The 22138-nt window shown below is 73.6% G+C and carries 22 protein-coding genes; 10 read left to right on the top strand and 12 right to left on the bottom strand.

Features of this window, described 5'->3' with window-relative positions:
- Positions 1 to 3: 3 nt before the first annotated feature.
- Together ACIBQ6_RS29150 and ACIBQ6_RS29145 are read right to left on the bottom strand one after the other, a co-directional pair.
- The gene (locus ACIBQ6_RS29150; protein ID WP_358297574.1) at positions 4 to 642 is read right to left on the bottom strand and encodes a response regulator transcription factor; all 639 of its coding nucleotides are present in this window, start codon (positions 640 to 642) and stop codon (positions 4 to 6) included.
- On the bottom strand, positions 620 to 1501 hold the full coding sequence (locus ACIBQ6_RS29145; RefSeq protein ID WP_358297577.1) for a histidine kinase: 882 nt from the start codon (positions 1499 to 1501) through the stop codon (positions 620 to 622). Before ACIBQ6_RS29145 ends, ACIBQ6_RS29150 begins: the two co-directional genes overlap by 23 nt.
- Positions 1502 to 1832: 331 nt before the next feature.
- On the opposite strand from ACIBQ6_RS29145, the gene ACIBQ6_RS29140 reads away from it, so the two are divergent.
- The 3 genes from ACIBQ6_RS29140 (at position 1833) to ACIBQ6_RS29130 (ending at position 5185) form a co-directional block, all read left to right on the top strand.
- Positions 1833 to 2984, top strand: a complete 1152-nt coding sequence (locus ACIBQ6_RS29140; RefSeq protein WP_397215799.1) for an IS701 family transposase — start codon at positions 1833 to 1835, stop codon at positions 2982 to 2984.
- Positions 2985 to 3019: 35 nt separating this feature from the next.
- Positions 3020 to 4132, top strand: coding sequence for a low temperature requirement protein A (locus ACIBQ6_RS29135; RefSeq protein WP_397215798.1), 1113 nt, complete (start codon positions 3020 to 3022; stop codon positions 4130 to 4132).
- Positions 4133 to 4222: 90 nt separating this feature from the next.
- Positions 4223 to 5185, top strand: coding sequence for a hypothetical protein (locus ACIBQ6_RS29130; RefSeq protein ID WP_397215797.1), 963 nt, complete (start codon positions 4223 to 4225; stop codon positions 5183 to 5185).
- Positions 5186 to 5268: 83 nt separating this feature from the next.
- Here ACIBQ6_RS29130 and ACIBQ6_RS29125 read toward each other — a convergent pair whose 3' ends face one another.
- The 3 genes from ACIBQ6_RS29125 to ACIBQ6_RS29115 are packed head-to-tail and all read right to left on the bottom strand — an operon-like array spanning position 5269 to position 7898.
- Positions 5269 to 6603, bottom strand: coding sequence for a sensor histidine kinase (locus ACIBQ6_RS29125; RefSeq protein WP_397215796.1), 1335 nt, complete (start codon positions 6601 to 6603; stop codon positions 5269 to 5271).
- Positions 6600 to 7271 carry a response regulator transcription factor gene (locus ACIBQ6_RS29120; protein ID WP_358297590.1) on the bottom strand — a complete coding sequence of 224 codons (672 nt, stop codon included), beginning with the start codon at positions 7269 to 7271 and terminating at the stop codon, positions 6600 to 6602. The genes ACIBQ6_RS29125 and ACIBQ6_RS29120 overlap by 4 nt, the downstream gene beginning before the upstream one ends.
- A 51-nt stretch (positions 7272 to 7322) precedes the next feature.
- Positions 7323 to 7898, bottom strand: a complete 576-nt coding sequence (locus ACIBQ6_RS29115; RefSeq protein ID WP_397215795.1) for a hypothetical protein — start codon at positions 7896 to 7898, stop codon at positions 7323 to 7325.
- Between the two features lie 260 nt (positions 7899 to 8158).
- Between ACIBQ6_RS29115 and ACIBQ6_RS29110 the strand changes: the two genes are divergently transcribed.
- A complete protein-coding gene (locus ACIBQ6_RS29110; protein WP_397215793.1) occupies positions 8159 to 9034 on the top strand; it encodes a diacylglycerol/lipid kinase family protein in 876 nt (291 codons plus the stop codon).
- Positions 9035 to 9038: 4 nt separating this feature from the next.
- Here the strand turns inward: ACIBQ6_RS29110 and atpB are convergent, their stop codons facing one another.
- The 5 genes from atpB to ACIBQ6_RS29085 all read right to left on the bottom strand — a co-directional run bounded on the left by atpB (position 9039) and on the right by ACIBQ6_RS29085 (position 14014).
- Positions 9039 to 9815 (bottom strand): F0F1 ATP synthase subunit A, encoded by a 777-nt coding sequence (gene atpB, locus ACIBQ6_RS29105; RefSeq protein WP_397215791.1) that lies wholly within the window; start codon positions 9813 to 9815, stop codon positions 9039 to 9041.
- A 96-nt stretch (positions 9816 to 9911) separates the two neighbouring features.
- Complete coding sequence (locus ACIBQ6_RS29100) at positions 9912 to 10505, bottom strand: response regulator transcription factor (protein ID WP_358297601.1); 594 nt, start codon at positions 10503 to 10505, stop codon at positions 9912 to 9914.
- The gene (locus ACIBQ6_RS29095; RefSeq protein ID WP_397215789.1) at positions 10502 to 11941 is read right to left on the bottom strand and encodes a histidine kinase; all 1440 of its coding nucleotides are present in this window, start codon (positions 11939 to 11941) and stop codon (positions 10502 to 10504) included. Before ACIBQ6_RS29095 ends, ACIBQ6_RS29100 begins: the two co-directional genes overlap by 4 nt.
- Before the next feature lie 140 nt (positions 11942 to 12081).
- Complete coding sequence (locus ACIBQ6_RS29090) at positions 12082 to 13275, bottom strand: MFS transporter (protein ID WP_397215787.1); 1194 nt, start codon at positions 13273 to 13275, stop codon at positions 12082 to 12084.
- A gap of 145 nt (positions 13276 to 13420) precedes the next feature.
- Positions 13421 to 14014: a winged helix-turn-helix domain-containing protein gene (locus ACIBQ6_RS29085; RefSeq protein WP_352365705.1), complete on the bottom strand. Its 594-nt coding sequence runs from the start codon at positions 14012 to 14014 to the stop codon at positions 13421 to 13423.
- A 135-nt stretch (positions 14015 to 14149) separates the two neighbouring features.
- Here ACIBQ6_RS29085 and ACIBQ6_RS29080 point away from each other — a divergent pair, with 135 nt between their 5' ends.
- The 6 genes from ACIBQ6_RS29080 to ACIBQ6_RS29055 all read left to right on the top strand — a co-directional run bounded on the left by ACIBQ6_RS29080 (position 14150) and on the right by ACIBQ6_RS29055 (position 18777).
- The gene (locus tag ACIBQ6_RS29080) at positions 14150 to 14572 is read left to right on the top strand and encodes a nuclear transport factor 2 family protein (protein WP_397215785.1); all 423 of its coding nucleotides are present in this window, start codon (positions 14150 to 14152) and stop codon (positions 14570 to 14572) included.
- 170 nt (positions 14573 to 14742) lie between these two features.
- A complete protein-coding gene (locus ACIBQ6_RS29075) occupies positions 14743 to 15258 on the top strand; it encodes a (2Fe-2S)-binding protein (RefSeq protein ID WP_397215783.1) in 516 nt (171 codons plus the stop codon).
- Entirely contained in the window at positions 15255 to 16262 is a 1008-nt protein-coding gene (locus tag ACIBQ6_RS29070; protein ID WP_397215781.1) for an FAD binding domain-containing protein, read from the top strand. Before ACIBQ6_RS29075 ends, ACIBQ6_RS29070 begins: the two co-directional genes overlap by 4 nt.
- Before the next feature lie 123 nt (positions 16263 to 16385).
- Positions 16386 to 17357 carry a prolyl aminopeptidase gene (gene pip, locus ACIBQ6_RS29065; protein WP_397215901.1) on the top strand — a complete coding sequence of 324 codons (972 nt, stop codon included), beginning with the start codon at positions 16386 to 16388 and terminating at the stop codon, positions 17355 to 17357.
- 107 nt (positions 17358 to 17464) lie between these two features.
- Complete coding sequence (locus ACIBQ6_RS29060) at positions 17465 to 18505, top strand: response regulator (RefSeq protein ID WP_397215779.1); 1041 nt, start codon at positions 17465 to 17467, stop codon at positions 18503 to 18505.
- Complete coding sequence (locus ACIBQ6_RS29055) at positions 18478 to 18777, top strand: sensor histidine kinase (protein ID WP_397215777.1); 300 nt, start codon at positions 18478 to 18480, stop codon at positions 18775 to 18777. Before ACIBQ6_RS29060 ends, ACIBQ6_RS29055 begins: the two co-directional genes overlap by 28 nt.
- A 225-nt stretch (positions 18778 to 19002) precedes the next feature.
- Here the strand turns inward: ACIBQ6_RS29055 and ACIBQ6_RS29050 are convergent, their stop codons facing one another.
- Together ACIBQ6_RS29050 and ACIBQ6_RS29045 are read right to left on the bottom strand one after the other, a co-directional pair.
- On the bottom strand, positions 19003 to 20346 hold the full coding sequence (locus tag ACIBQ6_RS29050) for a cytochrome P450 (protein WP_397215775.1): 1344 nt from the start codon (positions 20344 to 20346) through the stop codon (positions 19003 to 19005).
- Between the two features lie 173 nt (positions 20347 to 20519).
- Positions 20520 to 22088, bottom strand: coding sequence for a protein kinase (locus tag ACIBQ6_RS29045; RefSeq protein WP_397215773.1), 1569 nt, complete (start codon positions 22086 to 22088; stop codon positions 20520 to 20522).
- Positions 22089 to 22138: the final 50 nt, after the last annotated feature.

Here is a 22138-nt window from a genome sequence, read left to right as displayed (position 1 = left end):
GCGTCAGAGCGTCAGCAGTGAGGCGGCCATGGCCTTGTTCACCGCGTCGAGGCGGGAGGTGGCGTCGAGCTTGGTGAAGATGTTGCGCAGGTGACGCTTGACCGTGCCTTCGGCGATCATCAGCCGGGTGGCGATCTGGGCGTTGCTGAGGCCCTGGGCGGCCAGGGACAGCACGCTCAGCTCCCGCTCGGACAGCTTCCCGGCGCGCGGCCGGCCGGACATCATCAGGCTCTCCCGCGACACCGACAGGACGACGCGCTCGGCGTCCGCGCAGACGCCGCGGATGGCCTGCACCAGCTCCTCCCGGCCGACGCTCTTGAGCAGGTAGCCGCGCACGCCGTGGGCGATGAGCTCCTGCACCAGCACCGGGTCGTCGTACATGCTCAGCACGATGACGCGGGACCGGGGCGAGACCCGGTGGATGTGGGTGGTGGTGCGCACGACGCCGTCGCCGGGCATCTCCACGTCGAGCACCACGACGTCCGGCCGCAGCGCCTCGGCCGACTTCACCGCCGCGCGCGCGTCCCCCGCGGTGGCGACGACACGAAGGTCGGGTTCGAGCTCCAGCGTCTGCTTGAGCGTCTCCCGCAGGATCGTGTGGTCGTCGGCGATGAGGACGTCAATGCTGCCTTCTCTTTGCATCCGATGTTTCCTTCGGCCGCTCGTCCCGGACAGGCCGGACAGGGGCACGGAAGACGACCTCGGTGCCCTTCCCGGGGGTGCTCTCTATGGTCACCAGGCCGCCCAGAGCGACCCCGCGCTCGCGCATGGAGGTCAGGCCGTTCCCCTGTTTCGCGCGCCAGCCCGAGAAACCCCGGCCGTTGTCCCGCACAATTGCTGTGATCCGGTCGTGCGCAATCTTGACGCACACTTCGAGCAGGTCGGCGCCCGCGTGGGAGATGCTGTTGGTAATGGCTTCGCGTAATATCAGGAATAACTCGTCCCGAATGCGCGGAGGCAGGCCCTCGACATCGCCGATAAGGGTGATGCGATGCTCCAGCCGCGGGTCCACAATGGTCGTCATGAGCCGCACAAGCGCTTGCTCCATTCCCGGCCAATAGGCGTGAACGCGCAGGTCGGATATGACGTCGCGGATTTCCTGGTGGGCTCTCAGCAGCGCGGCCTTCGCCTCCTTCACATGCACCGGGAAACCGTCCGTACCACGTGCGTGACCGATTTCGGCGAGCTCCAGCTGCCGGCTCGCCACGCTGATCTCGTGGCCCACCCGATCGTGCAGGTCGCGGGAAATTCGCCGCCATTCCCGGGCGTCGGCGCGGCCGCCGTCCGTCGCCCCGGCCAGGGCTCCGGGAGAGCGGTCCGTACTGGCCTTGAGCCGGGCCACCATCAGGTCGAGGAGCTCTTCCGCCAACTCCGCGCACTCGCCGGGAGCGGCCCCGGAAGTTGATTCTTCAATTTCGCCGCACAGCTGTGCCAAGATCGCAGCCTTATGGGCCTCGATCCGTTCGGCTATCACAACCGTGGGCTGGATGTTGCACTGCACTGGTCATCCCCCGTAGTGTGTGTCGCCTTACTCAGTCACCGGCGCAGATCCCCGCATCATATGATCACATGATTCCGGCGGATGCAAGAGTGCACTCCAGACTCATCGGGCGGCAAGTCCTTTACCCGCACATCCTGACTGAGGCCGCATGTGATGTAATACCGGGTTATCGATGAGCACCCGGTAGATGCCTCCGGGAGTACTCCCTTTAATACTCCCGGACAGCTGCGCTGCCACCTTGGTGTTACTCTCTTGTGCGAACCAAAACTTAACTGCGATCCTGACCGCGTTCGCCATTACGGATCTTCTCTAATGCAGGTGAGGGGCGGTCATGAGAGAACTCGCGGTGAACGAGCGTGAAGAGTTCGCAGAATTCTTCGGTACGATATTCGGTTCGCTGCCGCGCTCCGACCAGCGTAGCGCGGCCGAGTCGTACGTGCTGGGGCTGCTGCACGCGGGCGGGCGCAAGTCCATCCAGCGCATCGCCGACGAGGTGGGCGGCCCGCACAACGGCCAGTCGCTCCAGCAGTTCGTCAACCAGAGCCGCTGGGACCCGCGCCCGGTCCGCCGCACCGTCGCCGACGTGCTGGCGGCCGGCGCGCCCCCGGCCGCCTGGCTGGTGGAGGAGGTGGCCTTCGCCAAGCACGGCCGCTGGTCGGCGGGCGTCGAGCGCCAGTACGTGCGCGGCCTCGGCCGCACGGTCAACTGCCAGGTGGGCGCGGCCGTGCTGATGAGCTCGGGCGAGGCGGCCGTGCCGGTCAACTGGCGGCTGTGCCTGCCGCGGTCGTGGGAGGCCGACCACGACCGGCGGACCCGGGCGCACGTGCCCGACCAGGAGCGGCACCGGCCCTTCGGCGAGCACGTGATCGACCTGGTCGACGACCTGACGCTCGACTGGGGCACGCCCGTCGCGCCGCTGGTGGCCGACCTCACCCACGTCCGGGGCGTCGCCGACCTGCTGCGCGGCCTGGAGGACCGCGGCCTCGACTACGTCGTCGAGGTCGACGCCCGCCACCGGGTCCGGGCCTCGATGAGCGTGGTGCGCGGGGGCGGCCCGCGGGCCCGCGTCGCGCTGGCCGAGGCGGCGCAGGCCGCGGCCGCGGCGGAGCGGCGCACGGTGGCCTGGTGGGAGGGGCCGCGGGGGCGGTCGCTGCGTTCGCAGTTCGTCCTCCTGCCGGTCTCCGACGACCACGCGCGCTCGCGCAGGCTGCTGGTGGAGTGGCCGCTCGGCCGGCCGCGGCCGCGGGCGTTCTGGCTGACGAACATGTCCGTGCCGGCGCAGGAGCTGGTCGCGCTGGCCAAGTCCCGCTGGCGGGCCGCCCACGCCATCGGCGAGCTGGCCGAGGGCTTCGGGCTGTTCGACTACGAGGGCCGTTCCTTCCACGGCTGGCACCACCACGTCACGCTGGCCTCGGCCGCCTACGCCTTCGACGTGCGCTGGCGGCTGGCCGCGGGCGCCGAGCCCGCGCTGCTGCCCGCGTGAGCACCCGCACGACGTACGAGGAGTCACACCGCTCGATGAAGCCGAAAGCAGACAAGCAAGTCACCTGGGTCGAGCTCTTCTTCGACCTGGTCTTCGTGTTCGCCGTCACCCAGCTGTCCGACCTGCTCCACCGCGGCCACGGCTGGGGCAGCGTGGGGCAGGCCGTCGTCGTGCTGGTGCCGACGTACTGGGCCTGGGTGGGCATGGCGGTGCACGCCAACACCCGCGACGTCAACAACACCCCCGACCGGCTGGGCATCCTGGCGCTCAGCCTGTGCGGCCTGTTCATGGCGCTGGCCACCCCCCTGGCCTACGAGGAGCGCGGCCTGATGTTCGGCGCCGCCTACTTCGCCCAGCGCTCGCTGCTGGCCGCCCTGTACTTCCGCGGCCGGCCGTTCGAGCTGGTCAACCCCTTCACGCTCTCGGTGTGCGTGACCGGGCCGCTGCTGCTGGCCGGGGGCCTGCTGGACAGCGGCACCCGGGTGTGGGTCTGGGCCGCGGCCGCCGCCATCGACCTGGCCGCGCCGGTGCTGACCCGCAGCCACCTGGTGCGGGTCACCTTCCACCCCCATCACTTACCCGAGCGGTTCGGCCTGTTGCTGATCATCGCGATGGGCGAGCCGATCCTGGCCATCGGCGCGCAGGCGTCGGCGGCGCGCCCGCTGGCCGTGGGCTCGATCGGCGCGGTCGCCGCGACGTTCGTGCTGGCCTGCGCTCTGTGGTGGGTGTACTTCATCTTCGCCGCCGAGTCGCTGCCCAAGGCCCTGGACGAGGCCGTGATCCGCACCGACCTGATCCGGCGCGTCTTCTCCTACGGCCACCTGGCCTTCATCGGGTCGATCATGGCGATGGCGGTGGGCATGGCCGAGGTCGTCTCCCATCCGGGCCAGGTCTTCGCCCCACCCGTGACCGCGCTGCTGTTCGGCGGCTGCGCCCTGTACTTCGCGACGTTCTGCTACGCCCGCTGGCACATCTTCGGCAAGTGGTCCGGGCCGCAGCTCGCCATGCCGGTGGCCAGCCTGGCGATCATCCCGATCGCGTTGCAGGCGCCGGCGCTGCTGTCCGTGACCGCCCTGGTGCTCGTGGTGATGACGTTCAACTTCCTGGAACATTCGCGGGCCAGATCCGAGTCCGACGCCTTGACTTAGCGCGCGCTCTAACCGGCAGGGTGAGGGCGGCGGCGCCCGTCGTGCGGGCCGCCACCAGGACCTGAGCCGGGTGGACAACTGAGGAGCGTCATGAAGAATCCCGCTGTTCGAGTCGCGGTCGCCTACCTGGTGTCCGCGGTCGTCGGCGCCGTGATCATCGGTTCGTTCGTCGGAGCGCTGCACCACCCGGTTCCGCACGGGGTGCCGCTCGCCGTGGTGGGCCCCGACGCCGCCCGGCTGGAGCAGGCCGCGGGCGGGGCCGTGGACGCGCGCCCGTACGCCGACGCGGCCGGCGCGCGGGCGGCGGTGCTCCGGCGCGAGGTCGAGGCCGCCTACCTGGCGGGCGAGGGCCGGCTGCTGGTCGCCAGCGCGGGCGGCGACACGGCGGCCCCGCACTTCATCGCCCGGATGCAGCGCGCCGCCGGACGGCAGCTCGCGGTCGAGGACGTGCGGCCGCTGGCCGAGGGCGACTCCTCCGGCGTGTCCGGCATGTTCTACGTGCTGGGCCTGCTGCTGACCGCGCTGGCGACGACCGTGCTCACCATGCGCATGCAGCCGATGATGCACCGGGGGCTGCGCCTGGCGGTGCTCGCGCTCGGCGCGGTGACCGGCGGCCTGGCGCTCACCTGGGTCGTCGACGGCCTGCTCGGCGCGCTCACCGGCGCCCCGCTCGGGCTCCTGGCCGTCTCCGCCGCGGTGATCTTCCTGGTCTCGGTGGCGGTGAACGGGCTGATGCGCCGCTTCGGGCCGCGCGGCGTGATCGCGGCGGCCGTGCTGTTCATCCCGATCGGCCTGCCGGCCAGCGGCGGCCCGTTCGGCGCCGCGTTCATCGAGCCCTGGTACGCGGCGCTCGGCTACGTGCTGCCCACCCGGTCGGCGCTCGAACTGGTGCGCAGCGTGGTCTACTTCGACGGCGCCGCCCTGGCCGTCCCGCTGACGGTGCTCGGGCTGTGGGCGGTGCTCGGCCTGGCGCTGATGGCGCTGCCGCCGCGCCCGATGCCCCGGCCCGCCGCGCCCGCCACGCCCGCGGTGCCCGTCGCCGGGGCTCACTGACCGCCGGACAGGCCACCGGCCCCATGACCGGCGCGGCCGCGGGTGCGGGGGTCCGCGCCCGTGGTCGCGCCCTCAGTGTCAGGTCACGCGCTCGGGGGCAGCGCGAGGACCAGCCGCACGCCGGGCCGCAGCGGCTCGGCGCTTACCGATCCGGCGTGCGCCTCCGCGATCTGGCGGACGATGGCCAGGCCGAGCCCCGAACCCGGCAGGGAACGGGCCGACTCGGCGCGGTAGAACCGGTCGAACACGAACGGCAGGTCGTGGGCCGCGATGCCGGGGCCCTGGTCGGCCACCGACAACGAGCCTGCGGCGTCCACCCGTACCAGGACCACGCCGCCGGGCGGGCTCCACTTGATCGCGTTGTCCACCAGGTTGGAGACCGCCCGTTCGATCGCGTCGGCGTCGGCCGTCACCAGGCACTCGGCCAGCTCGCCGCGCAGCCGTACGTGTGGGGCGCGGGCCGCGGCCCTGGCCAGCACGCGTCCGGCCACCAGGTCGAGCCGCACGTCCTCCAGGTGCAGCTCGACGTCGCCGTGCCTGGCCAGCTCGACCAGGTCGTTCACCAGCACCCGCAGCTCCTCGGCCTGGACGCGGGCCTCGTGCACCAGGGCCGGGGCCTGCGGGTCGGCCGTGCCGCGCCCCTCCTCCAGCAGCTCCAGGTTCGTGGTGAGGCTGGTCAGCGGCGTGCGCAGCTCGTGGGAGGCGTCGGCGACCAGGCGCCGCTGGGCCAGCACCGACTCGCGCAGCGCGTGCGTCATCGTGGTGAACGAGCCGGCCAGGCGGGCCACCTCGTCCCGTCCGGCGCCCATGCCCTCCAGCCCGTCGGCGGTGAGGGTGCCGGTGACGGTGACCCGCTCCACCACGGCCGTCAGCCGGGCGACGGGCCGCAGCGCCCGGCCGGCGAGGAGACGCGCGCCCGCCGCCGCGACCAGCGCGCCGCCCAGGGTCAGCGCGGCCAGCAGCAGCTTGAGCGCGTTCAGCGTCTCCTCGTCGCGGTTCAGCGGGAAGGCCGTGCGCACCAGGACGCCCTTGCCCAGGTTGAGCGGGGCGGTGTAGAGCCGGTAGCGCACGCCGTCGTGGGTGACGTCCCGGAAGTAGGGAGGCAGCTTGCCGAACGCGACCGCCTTGTCCTGCTCGGCCAGCGGCACGAACCCGTCGGTCGGGCCGTTCAGCAGCGGGTCGGGGCAGAACTGCAGCAGCGTGTTGCCCACCGGGAGGGGCCTGGCCGGCAGCGGCGAGTCGGCGGCCTTCAGCGACTCCAGCAGCCGCGGCGCCTGCCCGGCGGCCAGCACCAGCTCCCCGTCGTGCTGGCCGGCCAGCCCCGCCGCGGCCGCCGGGTAGACCACCAGCGAGACCGCCAGCAGCGCGGCGGCCACCACGGCGGCGACCGTCAGCGCGACCCTGGTGCGCAGCCTCACGGCTCCTCCCGCAGCACGTACCCCAGGCCGCGGACGGTCTGGATCAGCCGCGGCTCTCCCCCGGCCTCCAGCTTGGCCCGCAGGTAGCTGATGTAGACCCACAACGCGTTCGAGGACGGCCCGAAGTCGTACCCCCAGACCGAGTCGAAGATCACTTCGCGGCTGAGCACCCGGCCCGGGTTGCGCAGGAACACCTTCAGCAGGGTGTACTCGGTCCTGGTCAGGTCGAGCGGCCGGCCGCCGCGGCTGGCCCGGCAGGCGGCCGGGTCCAGCTCCAGGTCGGCGTGGCGGAGCAGGCCCTGCGCGGGCGCGCTGCGGCGCAGCAGCGCGCGCAGCCTGGCCCGCAGCTCCTCCAGCGCGAACGGCTTGACCAGGTAGTCGTCGGCGCCCGCGTCCAGGCCCGCGACCCGGTCGCCGACCAGGTCGCGGGCGGTGAGCATCAGGATCGGGGTGCGGTCGCCCGCGGCCCGCAGGCGGCGGCACACCTCCAGGCCGTCCAGGCCGGGCATCATGATGTCCAGCACCACCGCGTCCTGACGTCCGCCGCCGGCCGCCTCCAGGGCGCGCAGGCCGTCGGCGGCGACGCTGACGTCGTAGCCCTCGCGGGTGAGCGCGTGGGTCAGGGAGCGGCGGACCGCCTCGTCGTCGTCGGCAACAAGGACGTGCATGGTGCCACTCTCCCCTCCGCACCCCCGGCTGAGGAAGATCGGTGCCGGTCTCTATGCGGGCTCGGCGCCGGCCAGCGCTCGTTTGACGTTCCGCAGGGCCTGCTCCAGCCGGTCCGGCGTGACGCCGAGGTGCTCGGCCACCGCGCCGAACCCGGCCGAGTCCGGGTCCACGCGGCCCTTCTTCGTCAGGGCGTCCAGCTCCTTGACGGCGCGCAGGGCGCGGTCGTACCCGACGCCCAGCTCGGCCGCGAGCGCCTTGGCGAACGCCTCCTGGGAGATGCCGTGGTCCTTATTGTCCGGTTTGCCGGGCTTTCCTGGGTGGTCCGTCTTTTCGGGGCCGCAGCCGGGCCTGCCGTCGCGCGGCTTCCCGCCGCCGGGGTCCTTCCGCACGTCGGTCCGTACGCCGGCCTTCACGCCGGCCTTCACGCCGGCCTTCACGCCGGCCTTCACGCCGGCCTTCACGCCGGCGGTCTTCTCGCCCGCGTGGTCCTTGGCCACGTCGGCGGGCGCGCACGTCGACGAGACCTCGGCACACGGGCCGGCCGCCGCGGCCGGCACCGCCCCGGAGGCGGCCAGCGTCAGGGCCGCCGCCGCCCCGAGGGCCAGCGCGGTCTTTCGTGGGTTCATGTCGGTTGCCCTTCTGGCGGCCGGTCCCCGGTGGCCCGGCCCGCTGCGGCAACTCAACCGCGGCCACCTTCACCCCACCGTCGGGGAACCTTAGGAACGCCATAGAAGCCGTCGGGAACCTTCAGCAACGCCATGGAAGGCGCGCCGTCGCGTCCCGCGCGCCGGACCTCCGCCCCGCGAACGGGTTCGGGCGGCGGGGCATTGTGCCAGGCGCCCGGGGAAGAGACCGATCCGCCCAGCGGAAGGGAAGGCGAGGACCCGTGAGACTTCTGGTGATCTGCAACCGGCAGGCCGGCGGCGTCGGCGACGACAGCACGCGGGAGGTGCTGCGGCTGCTGCGGGCGGAGGCCGACGTGCGGGTCTGCGACGGCGACGCGCGGGAGGCCGCGCGGTCGCACGACGACCGGGTCCCGGTGGTGCTGGGCGGCGACGGAAGCGTGCACGCGCTGGTCGCCGCGCTGCTGGAGCACGGCCGCCTGGACGCCGGCCCGGTCGGGCTGATCCCCATGGGCACCGGCAACGACCTGGCCCGCACGCTGGGCATCCCGCTCGACCCGGCCGAGGCGGCCCGCGTCGTGCTGGCGGGGCACGAACGACCCGTGGACCTGCTGATCGACGACGACGGCGGCATCGTGGTCAACGCCGCGCATCTCGGCGTGGGCGCGCACGCCGCCGAGCGGGCCGCGCCGCTGAAGCCGCTGCTCAGCCGGGCCGCGTACGCGGTGGGCGCGGTGCTGGCGGGCGCGGGGACGGGCGGATGGCGGCTGCGGATCAGGGTGGACGGCGCCCAGGTGTGCACCGGCCGCCGCCGCGTGCTCATGGCCGGCGTCGGGAACGGCGCCACGATCGGCGGCGGCACGCCGCTGACCCCGGCGGCCCGGCCCGACGACGGGCTGGCCGAGGTGGTGGTCTCCTACGCCACGGGACCGCTGGCGCGGCTGGCCTTCGCCACCGGGCTGCGCCGCGGCCGGCACCCCGCCCGCCCCGACGTGCAGACCTTCCGTGGCAGGCGGATCACCGTGGCGGGCGGGCCCGTCCCGGCCAGCGTGGACGGTGAGCTGGAGCAGGTGGCGGAGCGGCGCACCTGGATCGTGCGGCCGTCCGCCTGGCGGGTTCTGGCGCCGCCGGCGTCCTGACCGGTCAGTGCTCCGGGTGCAGGGACTGGCCGAGGTACATGGCGGTGAGCATGGTGAACAGGTACGCCTGCAGGAACATGACGAAGATCTCGAACGCGGTCAGCAGGCACGTCATGAACACGCCCAGCACGCCCACCGCCACGCCGCCCACGGTCGGCCGCTCCACCAGGAACCAGTAGCCGACCGCGCTGAAGAAGGCCAGCAGCGTGTGCCCGGCGAACATGTTCGCGAACAGCCGCACGGCATGGGTGAACGGCGCGGTGACGAAGATGTAGAACAGTTCGAGCGGCGCGTACAGGGTGATCGCCAGGGCCTTGGGCAGGCCCTCGGGGAACATCGCGTTCCTGAGGTAGCCGGCCAGGCCCTGGTGCCTGAACCCGAGGTAGAGCTTGAGCAGGTAGACCACCCCGGCCAGCACCCAGGGGAAGGCGACGTGGGCGGTGACCGGGAACTGGAGCAGCGGGATCACGCCCATCAGGTTCCAGAGCAGGATCAGCAGGAAGAGCGTGAGCAGCAGCGGCATCCAGCGGTCGGCGTCGGCGCCGAGCGACGGGCGGGCGATCTGGTCGCGGACGAACAGGTAGGCGTACTCGCCCGCGTTCTGCAGGCCGCGCGGCACCAGCCTGGGCCGGGAGAAGGCGCCCCAGGCCAGCGCGCACACCACGAGCACGCCGGCGGCGGCCAGCAGCACCGGCTTGGTGAGCCAGAGCGGCGCGCCGTCCCACAGCGCGGGGTAGTCGAACAACTCCGGTCCGGGCGGGCGGAAGTCGTCGGAGGGCATGGCGAAGCTCCTCTTGAGAGGTTGCGGGGTTACGGGCTTGCGGGGTTCCCGGGCTAGGGGCTTGCGGGCTTGCAGGGTTGCGGGGTGGCCGGGGGGTCAGAGCCAGCCGCGGGACTCGGCGACGCGGGCGGCCTCGGCGCGGTTGCGCGCCCCGGTCTTGGTGATCGCCGAGGACAGGTAGTTGCGTACGGTGCCCTCGGTCAGGAACAGGGTGCGGGCGATGTCGGCGACGGTCGCGCCGCCGGAGGCGGTCCGCAGCACCTCGGCCTCGCGCTGGGTGAGCGGGCTCGGCCCGACGGTCAGGGCGGACACCGCCAGCTTGGGATCGATCACCGTCTCACCGGCCATCACCCGGCGCACGGCCGCGGTCAGCTCGGCCACCGGCGCGTCCTTCACCACGAACCCGGACACGCCCGCGTCGAGGGCGCGGCTGAGGTAGCCGGGCCGGCCGAACGTGGTGACGATGACCACCCGGTGGCCGCGCAGGCGTTCGGCGACCTCCAGGCCGGACATGCCGGGCATCTCGATGTCCAGCAGGACCACGTCGGGGCGGTGCTCGGCCACCGCGGGCTCGACCAGGTCGCCCCGGCCGACCTCGGCCACCACCTCGATGCCGTCCTCCAGGGCGAGCAGCGCGGCCAGTCCGCCGCGGACGAGGTCCTGGTCGTCGGCGATGAGGACGCGGATCACGGCACCTCCAAGGGCACTCGGGCGTGCAGCCGGTAGCCGCCGCCGGGCAGCGGCCCGGCCTCCAGACGTCCGCCGGCGGCAGCGATCCGCTCAGCCAACCCAGTCAGCCCATTGCCCCCAACAGCCCCGCCCCCCTGAACCACCGCTCCCCCGACCCCGACCCCGCCGGCCGCGTCCCCTTCCGCCCTGCCCCCGTCGGCCCTGTCCCCGTCGGCCCCGGCCCCTCCAGCACCGGCCCCTCCAGCACCGGCCCCTTCAGCACCGGAGAGGCCCCCCTCAGCCCCGGATCCGGCTCCGTCGGCCAGGCCCCCGAAGGCCGCAGGCCCGGCCGCCTCGGCTCTGGTTCCGAGCCCTTCGGCTCCGGGGTTGTGGGCGTCGTCGCCGGGGGCCGCGTCTCCGGCGGATCGGGTGGCGGGGCCGGGGGCCGCGTCTCCGGAGGATTCGGGGCCGGGGCCGTCGTCGCGGATCTCGACGGTGGCGGTGTGGTCGTCGACGGCGAGGTCGATGTGGCAGTGGCGGGCGCGGCTGTGGCGCACGACGTTCGTGGCGGCCTCCCGTACGGTCCAGGCCAGCAGCGTCTCGGCGGCGGCCGGGACGGGCCCGGCGGCGGGCGAGACCTCCAGCCGGATCCCGGCCAGGTCCAGGCTGTGGGCCGCCGTGCGCAGCTCGCCCGACAACGAGGGGGCACGGTAGCCGGCGACGGCGTGGCGCACCTCGTCGAGCGCCTGGCGGGCGGCGCGTTCCACGTCGGCCATCTCGCGGGCGGCCCGTTCCGGGTCGGTACGGGCCAGCCGGGCGGCCAGCTGGCTCCTGATGGTGATCGAGGTGAGCGTGTGGCCGAGCGTGTCGTGCAGGTCGCGGGCGAAGCGCAGGCGTTCGTTGTCCACGGCGAGCCGGGCGACGTGGGCGCGGGCGGCGTCGAGCCGGGCGACCATCTCGCCCAGGTGCTTCAGGCTCGCCACCGTCACCGCCTCGACCAGGATCACCAGCGGCACCCACCAGACCTGCTCGAACGGCCGCCCGTACGCCGCCAGCGCGGCCACCACCACGACCATCGTCACCGCCGCCGACACGACGAAGGCGACCCGCGAAAGGCAGGCCGACAGGGCGCTGACCACGAACACGAACCCGACGTACGCCCACGGCGCCCGCAGCACCGGCAGCAGCGCCAGCGCGGCGGCCACCAGCCCCACCGGCGCCCAGGTCAGCGTCGCCGCGCCCAGGGCGCTGAGCACCCGCCACATGATCCGCAGCCAGCACGCCACGAAGATCGCGACCGCCGCGACCACCCACACCACCGCGAGCACGCCGGGACGCGAGGAGAAGAACGACCACAGCGGCCACACCACCAGCAGCAGCCACCCGCACGACCCGGCGCGCGCCGCCGTCCGGCCCCGGCCGAACTCCACCTCCCGCACCGCCGCCTCACCCGTCACAGGGCCCGACGGTAACGCCCGGCGGCCGGCGCGGCGACCGCCGGGGGCCGCCGTCCTTGAGTTTCAGCATGGGACCAGCCTGCTGGGAGTGGCGGTGCCGGGTGTAGTGCCGACAGTCAGAGACGCCTCCATGACAAACGTCATGGTCGACTCCCGTCGGAAGCGGCGCGCCCGGGGTGGGGTGGGCGGTTCGTCAGCACGAGCACGCCCGCGGTGACGAGCCCCGCCGCGTGCAGACACAACGCGGGAACGATGCCGACGACCTCGCCGAGCACCCCGGCGGCCGCCATGCCGAGCAGCGAGGTGACGGCCTGGGCACTCGCGAGCAGCCCGATGAGGCCGCCCCGGCGCTCGTCGGTGGTGGCCGTCTGGGCCAGCGTCGCGAACCCGGCCATCGCCGCCGCCGCCGGGAGCCCGGCCAGCGCGATCAGCACGAGGGCGGGCCACAGCGCGTCGAGGGCGAGGGGGTAGGCGAACAGCGCCAGGTCGAGCAGGCCGAACGCGACCGTGCCCCAGCCGAGGAGCACCCGTGGGGCGGGGTCGCGCCGGTGCAGGGCCACGGCCAGCCCACCGGCCAGCCCGCCGACCGCCTGCACCGACAGGAACAACCCGTACGCGTCGCCCTGGCCGCCCAGCACGTCGGCCACGAAGGGGGCGGCGAGCGTGGCGAAGATCCCCTCGCCCAGCCCCGTGATCACCATGTACGCGACCAGCAACCGGATGCCGGGATTCCCCATGGCCGACCGCACCCCGGAGGCCCACTGGGCGCGGACGGACGGCGCCCGCGCCACGACCGGCGACCTGGCCGGGACACGCAGGGTCGCCTGCAGGACCGCGGAGATCACGAAGCTGGCCACGTCGAGCAGGACGATCGCGGGCAGCCCGCCCGCCGTGACGGCGACGCCGCCCAGCATCGCCCCCAGCAGCCGGGCGAGCTGACCGCTCTGGCCGTGCAGGGCGTTGGCCCGGACCAGCCCGGACGCGGGCACGAGCTGCGGGACGAGCGCCCGTTGCGCCGGGGCGAGCAGGGTGCCGAGCACGCCGGTCCACAGGGCGACCGCGTAGACGATCCAGACCTGGGCGGGGCCGCGTACCGCCAGCAGGGGCAGCAACCCGAGCCCGAGCAGCAGGTCAGTGACGACCAGCAACCGGCGGCGGTCCCAGCGGTCGGCCAGCACCCCGGCCACGGACCCGAGCAGGACGGCGGGCAGCCGGGAGACCAGCAGCATGATCGCGGTGGACAGCGTGGAGCCGGTCAGGCGGTAGACGTGGAAGGCCAGCCCGGTGCTGATCACCCAGTCGCCCGTCTGGGACACGAGGGACGCGACCAGCAACCGCCCGAACCCCCGCCCGCCGCCGGGCGACACCCACCCGCCACCGCCCCGCGCCGGCCACCGACGAGCCGCGCTCTCCCGGCCCGGCGGCTCCTCGGCCGTTCGCCCGCCGGCCCGGCCGGTCTCCGCGGCCGGGGGACGTCGCTCAGTCACCGGAGGCCGTCGGGGCGAGCGGGATCACCATCTGCGTCACCAGCACGGGCCGGGCCCCTTCCGGACGGGCCGCCGCGTCGTCCACGCGGGCCATCAGCGGCCGCAGCAGGTCGGCGACGGCCTCGCCGAGCGCCGTGATCTCCTGCGGGGTGACGTAGAGGTAGGTGTTGCCGATGCCGCCGACGCCCCGCCAGGGCTCCTCCTCGCCCCGCCGCGCCTCCTGCCACTCCACCAGCCGCGACAGCGCCCGCTCGGCCAGGACCTGCTCCAGCAGACTGCGGGCGGCCGACCGCTCTGACCCGGTGACGTCGTCGTCCCACACCTGGACGCTCGCGGTCACCTTCCAGGGCCGCTCCCGCTCGTCGCGCGCCTCGGCCTGCTCCACCAGGCCGTATTTGGCCAGCTGCCGCAGGTGGTAGGAGGCCAGCGCCTGGCTGATCCCGACCTCGCGGGCGGCGTCGGCGGCGGTGGTCGCCCCCGACCGCAACAGCAGCTCGTGCAGCGCCAGCCGGACCGGATGGGCGAACGCCCGCATCGCGGCGGGATCGTCGAGCACCAGCCGCCGCCCCGCAGATTCCAAAGACATGCTTGGAATGTTCCGTCACCCGCCTCGGCGATGTCAAGGATTCCTTTGGAATGCCGCCGGAATGCCGCCGGGATACCGCCCGCGGTTACCTCCGGGGTAATCGACGGCGTTCAGGCGGGCCGCAAGACTGGGGGCATGGAGAGGGACACGCGGGACATCGTGCAGGAGTTGTTGCGGCGGATCGGCGAGGGCGATCCGGAGCGGGTGGCGGAGTTGTTCGCCGAGCCGGTCGACTGGCAGCTCAGCTGGCCCGTCGAGGGGCATCCGGCGGTGCCGTGGATCCGGCCCAGGTCCGGGCGGGCCGAGGTGGCCGAGCACTACCGTTCGCTGGGGGCGCATCACGTGCCGGAGCTGAACGGCACCACGGTGCGGCAGATCCTGGTCGACGGGCCGGACGCCGTGGTGCTGGGGCAGATCGTGCAGACCGTGCGCGCGACCGGCGTCGCCTACACCACGCCGTTCGCGCTGCACCTGACGGTCGAGGGCGGGCTGATCACGCGCAGCCACATCTACGAGGACAGCCTGACGGTCGCGGAGGCCATGACCGCCAAGGGGTGATCCCTTGGGAGTGCCGGTGGGGGCGCGGGCGACGGCGGGATCCTCGCCTGATGATCCGTATTCGGCAATGCCCGCCACCGTTTTGTCCCTCGACCGGCGCACGGACCGCGTCGTCCCGCCCAGATGCGGGTTACGGTGATCGCCACAGTTCGTACGGCCGGAGGGATGGGATGGACGGCCGCGCCCCGCTCCCCCTGCGCGTCAACGGCCGGCCGCACGAGCCGCCGGCGGACCCGCGCGTGTCCCTGCTCGACTTCCTGCGCGAGCATCTCCGGCTGACCGGCACGAAGAAGGGCTGCGACCAGGGGGCCTGCGGCACCTGCACCGTCCTGGCCGACGGCTCGCGGGTCTACGCGTGCCTGCTGCTGGCCGTCCAGTGCGAGGGGATGGAGATCGTCACCGTCGAGGGCCTGGCGCACGACGAGGTGGGCGCGCGGGTGCAGGACGCGTTCGTCCGGCACGACGCCCTGCAGTGCGGGTACTGCACGCCCGGCCAGGTCTGCTCGGTCGCCGGGCTGCTGGCCGAGCTGCGGGACGGCGTGCCCAGCGCCGCGACGCCCGACCTGACCGCTCCCCCGCGCGAGCTGACCGACGCCGAGCTCGGTGAGCGCATGGCGGGCAACCTGTGCCGGTGCGGGGCGTACCACCACATCGCCGCCGCCGTGCGGGAGGTCGCCGCGAGGTGAGGGAGTTCGCCTACCTGCGGGCGGCCAGTGTGGCGGAGGCCGTCTCGATGATGGCCGCGATGATGGCCGCGACGCCGCCGGACGGCGGCCCGGCCCGCTACCTGGCCGGCGGGACGAACCTCGTCGACCTCATGCGGGAGGAGGTCGAGCGGCCGGGCCGGGTGGTGGACATCTCGCGCCTGCCGCTGTCGGCCGTCGAGGACCTGCCCGGCGGCGGGCTGCGGCTCGGCGCGCTGGCCGGCAACACCAAGGTCGCGGCCGACAGGCGGGTGCGGCGCCGCTATCCGGTGCTCGCCCGCGCCATCCTGGCGGGCGCCTCGCCGCAGTTGCGCAACCGCGCGACCGTGGGCGGCAACCTGCTGCAACGTACGCGCTGCCGCTACTTCTACGACACCGCCGCCGCCTGCAACAAGCGCGTGCCCGGCGCGGGGTGCGACGCGCTGGAGGGCTTCAACCGCGCGCACGCCGTCCTGGGGGCGAGCCCGAGCTGCGTCGCCGTCCACCCCTCGGACATGTGCGTGGCCCTGGCCGCCCTCGACGCGACCGTCAACCTGACGGGGCCGCGGGGGACGCGGAGCGTGCCGTTCACCGGCTTCCACGTCCTGCCCGGCCGGACGCCGCAGGTGGAGACCGTGTTGCGGGACGGCGAACTGGTCACGAGCGTGGATCTGCCGCCCGCGCCGCCGGGGCGCGGGGCGTACGCGAAGGTCAGGGACCGGGCCGGGTTCGCGTTCGCGCTGGTGAGCACGGCCGTGCTGCTGCACGTCGAGGACGGCCGGATCGTGTTCGCGCGGGTCGCGCTCGGCGGGGTGGCGCACAAGCCGTGGCGCGCCCACGCCGCCGAGGACCTGCTGACCGGCGCCGTCCCGGACGCGTCCGCCTTCGCGCGGGCCGCCGGCGTGGCGCTGGCCGAGGCCCGCCCGCTGCGGCACAACGCCTTCAAGCCGGTGCTGGCCGCACGGCTGCTCCGCCGCACGCTCGCCGAACTCGCGCGCCCGTCGTAACTCGGCCGCACAGGGTGAATCGGCCGCACAGCGTAGATCGGCCGCGCAGCGTGAATCGGCCGCACTTGCGCGAATCGGCCGCGCGCCGGGCGGCCGGGGCGAGTAGGTCTGGTAGCCATGACGCTGATGACGTTCTACCCGCCCGTCGAGCCCTACGAGAGCGGCCTGCTCGACGTCGGCGACGGCCAGGAGATCTACTGGGAGACCTGCGGCGACCCCGGCGGCAAACCGGTCGTCCTCCTCCACGGCGGTCCGGGCGGCGGGCTGCTGCCCGTGCAGCGCCGGTTCTTCGACCCCGCCGCCTATCGGATCGTCCTGTTCGACCAGCGCAACTGCGGGCGCAGCCGCCCGCACGCCGCCGACCCCGGGGTGTCGCTGGAGGCCAACACCACCTGGCATCTGGTCGCGGACATGGAGCTGCTCAGGCGGCGGCTCGGGATCGACCGCTGGCAGGTGTTCGGCGGTTCGTGGGGGGCGACCCTGGCCCTGGCGTACGCGCGCCGCCACCCCAGCCGGGTGACCGAGCTGGTGCTGCGCGGCGTCTACCTGGCCAGCGCGGCCGACGAGGCGTGGGCGTTCACCGGTTCGGGGGCGGCCCGGCTGTTCCCGGCGGAGTGGGCGGCCTTCCGGGACGCGATCCCGAAGGCCGAGCGGGACGACCTGCTCGGCGCGTACCACCGCCGCCTGTTCGACCCGGACCCCGAGGTGCACCTGCCGGCGGCGCGGGCGTGGGCGGCGTGGGAGCTGGCGGCCAACACGCTGCTGCCCGCGCCTCCCCCTCCGCTGACGGACCGGGAGGTGCTGGGCTTCGCCCGGATCGAGGCGCACTACTTCACCCGGCGCTGCTTCCTGCGGGAGGGCGAGCTGCTCGACGTGGCCGCGATCCGGGACGTGCCCTGCGTCATCGTCAACGGCCGCTACGACATGAAGACGCCGCCCGACGCCGCCTGGGAGCTGCACCGCGCCTGGCCGGAGGCCGAGCTGCGGATCGTCGAGGACGCCGGCCACGGCGGCGCCGAACCCGGCACGCTGCACGAGCTCGTCAGGGCCACCGACGGCTACCGTCCGAACGCCCGTGCACCACAGGATTCATGATCTACAATGCGAACTTGTAGTGGTTTTGCAGGACTTGCTGGCCTTGCACGCTTCTGCTCACCGTTGTTGACATGTCACCTCGTTCGCAGCCTGCCGCGGAGCAAGACGTGATCCGGATCGCCGTGATCGACGACCACGAGCTGATCCGCCATGGGCTGGAGTACCTCCTGCACCGGCACGAGGACCTGCAGGTGGTGCTGCGGGGCTCGTCCGTCGGGGACCTGCGCGGCTTCGACGCCGGGTACGACGTGCTGATCCTCGACCTCTACCTGGCCGAGGACCGGCCGTGCCTGGCCGCGGTCAAGGAGTTGTCGGCCGTCACGCGGGTCCTCATCGTGTCGGCGTCCGGACGGCCCGCCGACGTGCTGGCGGCGATCCGCTGCGGAGCCAACGGGTACGTCACCAAGGACGCCCCCTCCGAGCTCATCGTCGCCGCCGTGCGCACGGTGGCCGCGGGCGGCTTCTACCTGTCGGCGGGCCTGGCCGACATCCTGCAGAGCGAGCTGGACGACGAAACCCGCCCGCCCGCCGCGGCCGACGGCTCCGGGAACGGCGAGGACGGCTCGGAGGGCGGCTCGGAGGGCGACGCCCGGCCCCGGCTGTCGGCGCGGGAGGAGGAGACCCTGTCCTACATCGCCCAGGGCTTCACCCACGCCCAGGTGGCGCGCTGGTCCTCGGGTACGTCCAGGCGGACCTGGCGTGGGGGGCCGGGCTGCCCGCACGTCGCCGGGCTGACCACGAACGCCTCGATGGCCGCGTACGTCATGCGCATCCTGTTCAGGACCGCCGGCGACCTGGACCTGGCCAGGGCCGAGGAGCTGCGCCGCTCGGCGCAGCTGTCGCAGGAGCGCGAGCGCGGCAGGACGGCCCGCGTGCTGCACGACCGGATCCTGCAGACCATGGAGGCGCTGACCCGCGACTGCTGGATCGCCGACGACTCGGTCAGGGCGCGGGTGGCGGAGGAGTCGCAGTGGCTGCGCGCCTTCCTGCGCGGCGACGACGGCGATCCGGCCGAGGACGTCGTCGCCGCCCTGGAGGAGGTCGTGCGGCAGGCGGTCGGCAGCGGGCTGCGGGTGGAGTTCAACGCGGGCCGGCTGCGTTCGGCGCCGGAACGCGAGGCATGCCGGCCGAGGTCGTCGAGGCGCTGAGCGGCATCCTGCGCGAGGCGCTGACGAACGTGCGCAAGCACGCGGGCGTGCGGCACGCCGTGGTACCGGCCGAATGCCGGTCCGGGACGCTGGCGCTGAGCGTGCTCGACCACGGCAGCGGCTTCGACCCGGACGCGCCGACGACCGGCCTCGGCATCGCCCGTTCCATCCGGGAGAGCGCCCGCGCGGTGGGCGGCAGCGCCGACGTCGAGGCCGCTCCCGGCGAGGGGACGCTGGTGTCGGTGCGCATCCCGCTGCCGTCGGCCGAATGACGTCCCGCCGACACACCACAGGTCGCATGACAGATCTGCGCGGGGTGAGGCTCTTGCCGTCGTAGCCGGCCGAGCGACCGACCAGCCTGCGTTCCACCCACACGTTGCAGCTGCTCCGACCAGGTGCACGCGCCCGAAGTCCCGGCGCGGGCCTGCCCGAGCTCGCCGCCAGGGCTGCTGGACGCGGGCCGGCCCAGCACTCAGCCGGCAGTGGGCGATCAGCGATCAGTGACGGCTCTCGGCCGGACGACGGGGAGACAAGCGTACGGGGAGTGACTGGACGGAGTTGGAGAACAGGGACGGAACGGGGACGAGGTCGCCGGCGGGCACGGCCAGCCGCATGTCGGGGTAGCGATCGAAGAGCGCGGCCAGCGCGAGCGTGACTTCCAGACGGGCCAGTGAAGCGCCTGGGCAGGCGTGGGGGCCACCTCCGAAGGCCAGATGCCTGCTGGGCGGCCGGCGCCAATCGAAGTCGGCGGCATCGGCGCCGTGCTGGGCACGGTCACGGCCGAGGAGGCTGTAAGGGGCCAGGATGGCGTCGCCGGCGGGGATGGTGACGCCCGCGAGGGTCAGGTCGCTGCGGGGGTAACGCGCCATGAAGTTGCCGATCGGCGCGTCCCAGCGCAGAACCTCTTCCACCACGGCGGCCCACGTGTCCGCCGGATTCGCCGCGGCCTGATCCAGGGCGGCACTGAGCTGGCCCGGGTGGGTCAGCAGGGCGCGGACCGCGTTGAGGAGCAGGCTGAGGGTGGTTTCGTGACCGGCGGCGATCATCAGCCACAGTGTGCCGACGAGTTCGGCGTCGGTGAGCGCGTCAGGGTCATCGCGTTGGAGTGCGATCAGGTCGGTGGTGAGGTCGGCTCCGGGTTCGTCGTGGTGCCGCCGGACGAGTTCGGTGAGAACGCTGGTGATCCCGGCTTGTGTCCGGATGACCTCGTGCGGGGGCGTGGTGGACCGGAAGATGGATTCGACCAGGTGGCGCAGGTGGAGACGGTTGCTCTCGGGCACGCCGACGAGTTCGCAGACGACGGCCATCGGGATGGGATAGGCGAAGTGCCGGCGCAGGTCGACGGCGCCGGTGCCGTCGGCGTGGGCGGGCAGCGCGTCGATGACCTCGGTGATGAGGGCGGTGATGCGGGGGCGCATCTCCTGCAGGCGCCGTGCGGTGAGGGTGCGGGTGACCGGCCGGCGCAGCCGTTGGTGGGCGGCGCCGTCGGCGGTGACCATGTTGGTGACCTTGAGCATGCCGGTGAGAGGCCAGTCGTCGGGGATGGCGCCGTTGCGGACGCAGGTCCAAAGGCGCCAGTCCTTGCTGATGCCGGGGTCGGTCAGGACACTGTGCAGGAGGTCCTGATCAGTGATGGCCCATGCGGGAATGTTGCCGGGCAGCACGACGCGTACGACCGGTCCGGCGGCACGTAACCGGGCGGCTTCACCGTGGTGGTCGGCGCCGCTTTCATCCAAGGTGATGACGGGGACCACCTGATCGCCGGATGCGGCCGCTGCGGCGTCGTCGGGGTTGGCGGCGGGAGTGGACTGATGGGAAGCGGGCACCGAATCCTCCAGCACGTTGGGGTGGCGTGAGCGGCCTCGTCGATGCCCAGGCGTCCGCCGTTGACGCGGCCGCCAGGTGTGGGTCGGTGAGCATCATCCTCAACGCTTGCGCGATCCAGATCAAGGTGGTCTCGTACCCGGCGCCGATCGTCAGGACCGACCAGCCGAAGCCGGCGGAAGGGTGCGGATCAGCCGAAGCCGTTGGGGCACAGGAAGCTCTTGATCGAGGCGGGCGCGCTCGCCACCAGCGCCGGGCGGCCCTCCAGGGAGCAGAAGTTGCTGCCGATCTGGGCGTCGAGGAACCGGGAGGCGTTCCGCCGGGCGATCAGGTCGATGGCGCCGACGCTCGGGGAGGACAGCTCGGCGGCGACCCAGGAGCCGACGCAGCGCTTGCGGGCGACCACGGCGTCCTGCGGGAGGCTGCCGCCGTTCAGCGCGGCGGCCTCGCGCAGGATCGAGCCCGAGGAGGCGCACGGCAACGTGCGGGGCCTGCTCCTGGTGGGCGTCGCCTCGGGCGTCTTCTCCGGCGTGTCGGTCTCGGTCGGGGTGTCCTCCGGAGTGTGGGTCTCCTCGGGGGTCCCGCTCTCCTCCGGGGTGTCCGTCGGGTCCGGGTCCGCGGAGGTGGCGGGCGGGTCGGTGTAGGCGGAGGTGGGCCCGTCGTCCGGGGACGGCAGCGCCTCCGGCGTGCCGGCCGCGTTCAGCGCGAACGCCGCGCCGACCGCCACGACGGCGACGACCGCGACCACGGCGGCCGCCACCGGCCACGACCGCGCCCGCCCCCTGGACGACGGCGGCCCCAGCGGTCCCTGCGCGCCGGACGAAGATGGCCCCAGCGGTCCCTGCCCGCCGGGCGGGGGCGGTGTCAGGGGCAGTGTGCCGGGGGGAGGCGGCGGGGGTGTCAGAGGGAGCGTGCCGGACGGGGGCCGCGGCAGGAGGAGCGTGCCCGACCGGAGCGCGCCGAGCAGCTCCGCCGCCCCGGGACGCGCCGCCCTGTCCTTGGCGAGCGCCGCCCGGACCAGGTCGCGCACGCCCTCGGGCACCCCGGACAGGTCCGGATCGACGCTCATGACCCGGTAGGCGAGCACGTCGGGCGCCCCCGTGCCGAACGGCGGCCGTCCGGTCGCGGCGTAGACCATCAGCGCGCCCCAGGCGAAGACGTCGGCGGCGGCGTCGGCCTGGTCGCCCCGGTACTGCTCGGGGCTGATCCAGCCAGGCGAGCCGATGAGCGCGCCGGTGCCGGTCAGCCCGCTCTCGTCGAGGGCGCGGGCGATCCCGAAGTCCAGCACCTTCGCCCCGGACGCGGCCAGGATCACGTTGCCCGGCTTGAGGTCGCGGTGGACGATCCCGGCCCCGTGGATGTCGGTGAGCGCCTCGGCGATGTCCACCCCGAAGGCGACCAGGTCGTCCGGCGGCAGCGGCCCGTGGTCGCGTACGTGCTCGGTCAGCGTGGGGCCGGGCACGAACTCGGTGGCCAGCCACGGCGGCGAGGCGGCGGTGTCGGCGGACAGGACCGCGACCGTGCACCGCCCGCGCACCCGCGACAACATCTCGACCTCGCGCACGAACCGGTCGTGGAAGTGCGGGTCGGCGGCCAGCCCCGGATGGATGACCTTGACCGCGACCCGCCCGCCGTCGGGCGCGACCCCGGCATAGACCACGCCCATGCCGCCCGCGCCCATGCGGCCCACGATCCGGTAGGGACCGATGCGCTCGCGTTCGTCCATCTCCAGGGGGCCGAAGCCGCCGGGGTCGCTCATCGTGCTCCCGATCGCCGGATCTTCGCAACAGCGACGATCTTATTGACACA

The organism is Nonomuraea sp. NPDC049655, from assembly GCF_044465465.1.
Lineage (GTDB): Bacteria > Actinomycetota > Actinomycetes > Streptosporangiales > Streptosporangiaceae > Nonomuraea.
This window is presented reverse-complemented; position numbering and strand designations above follow the sequence as displayed.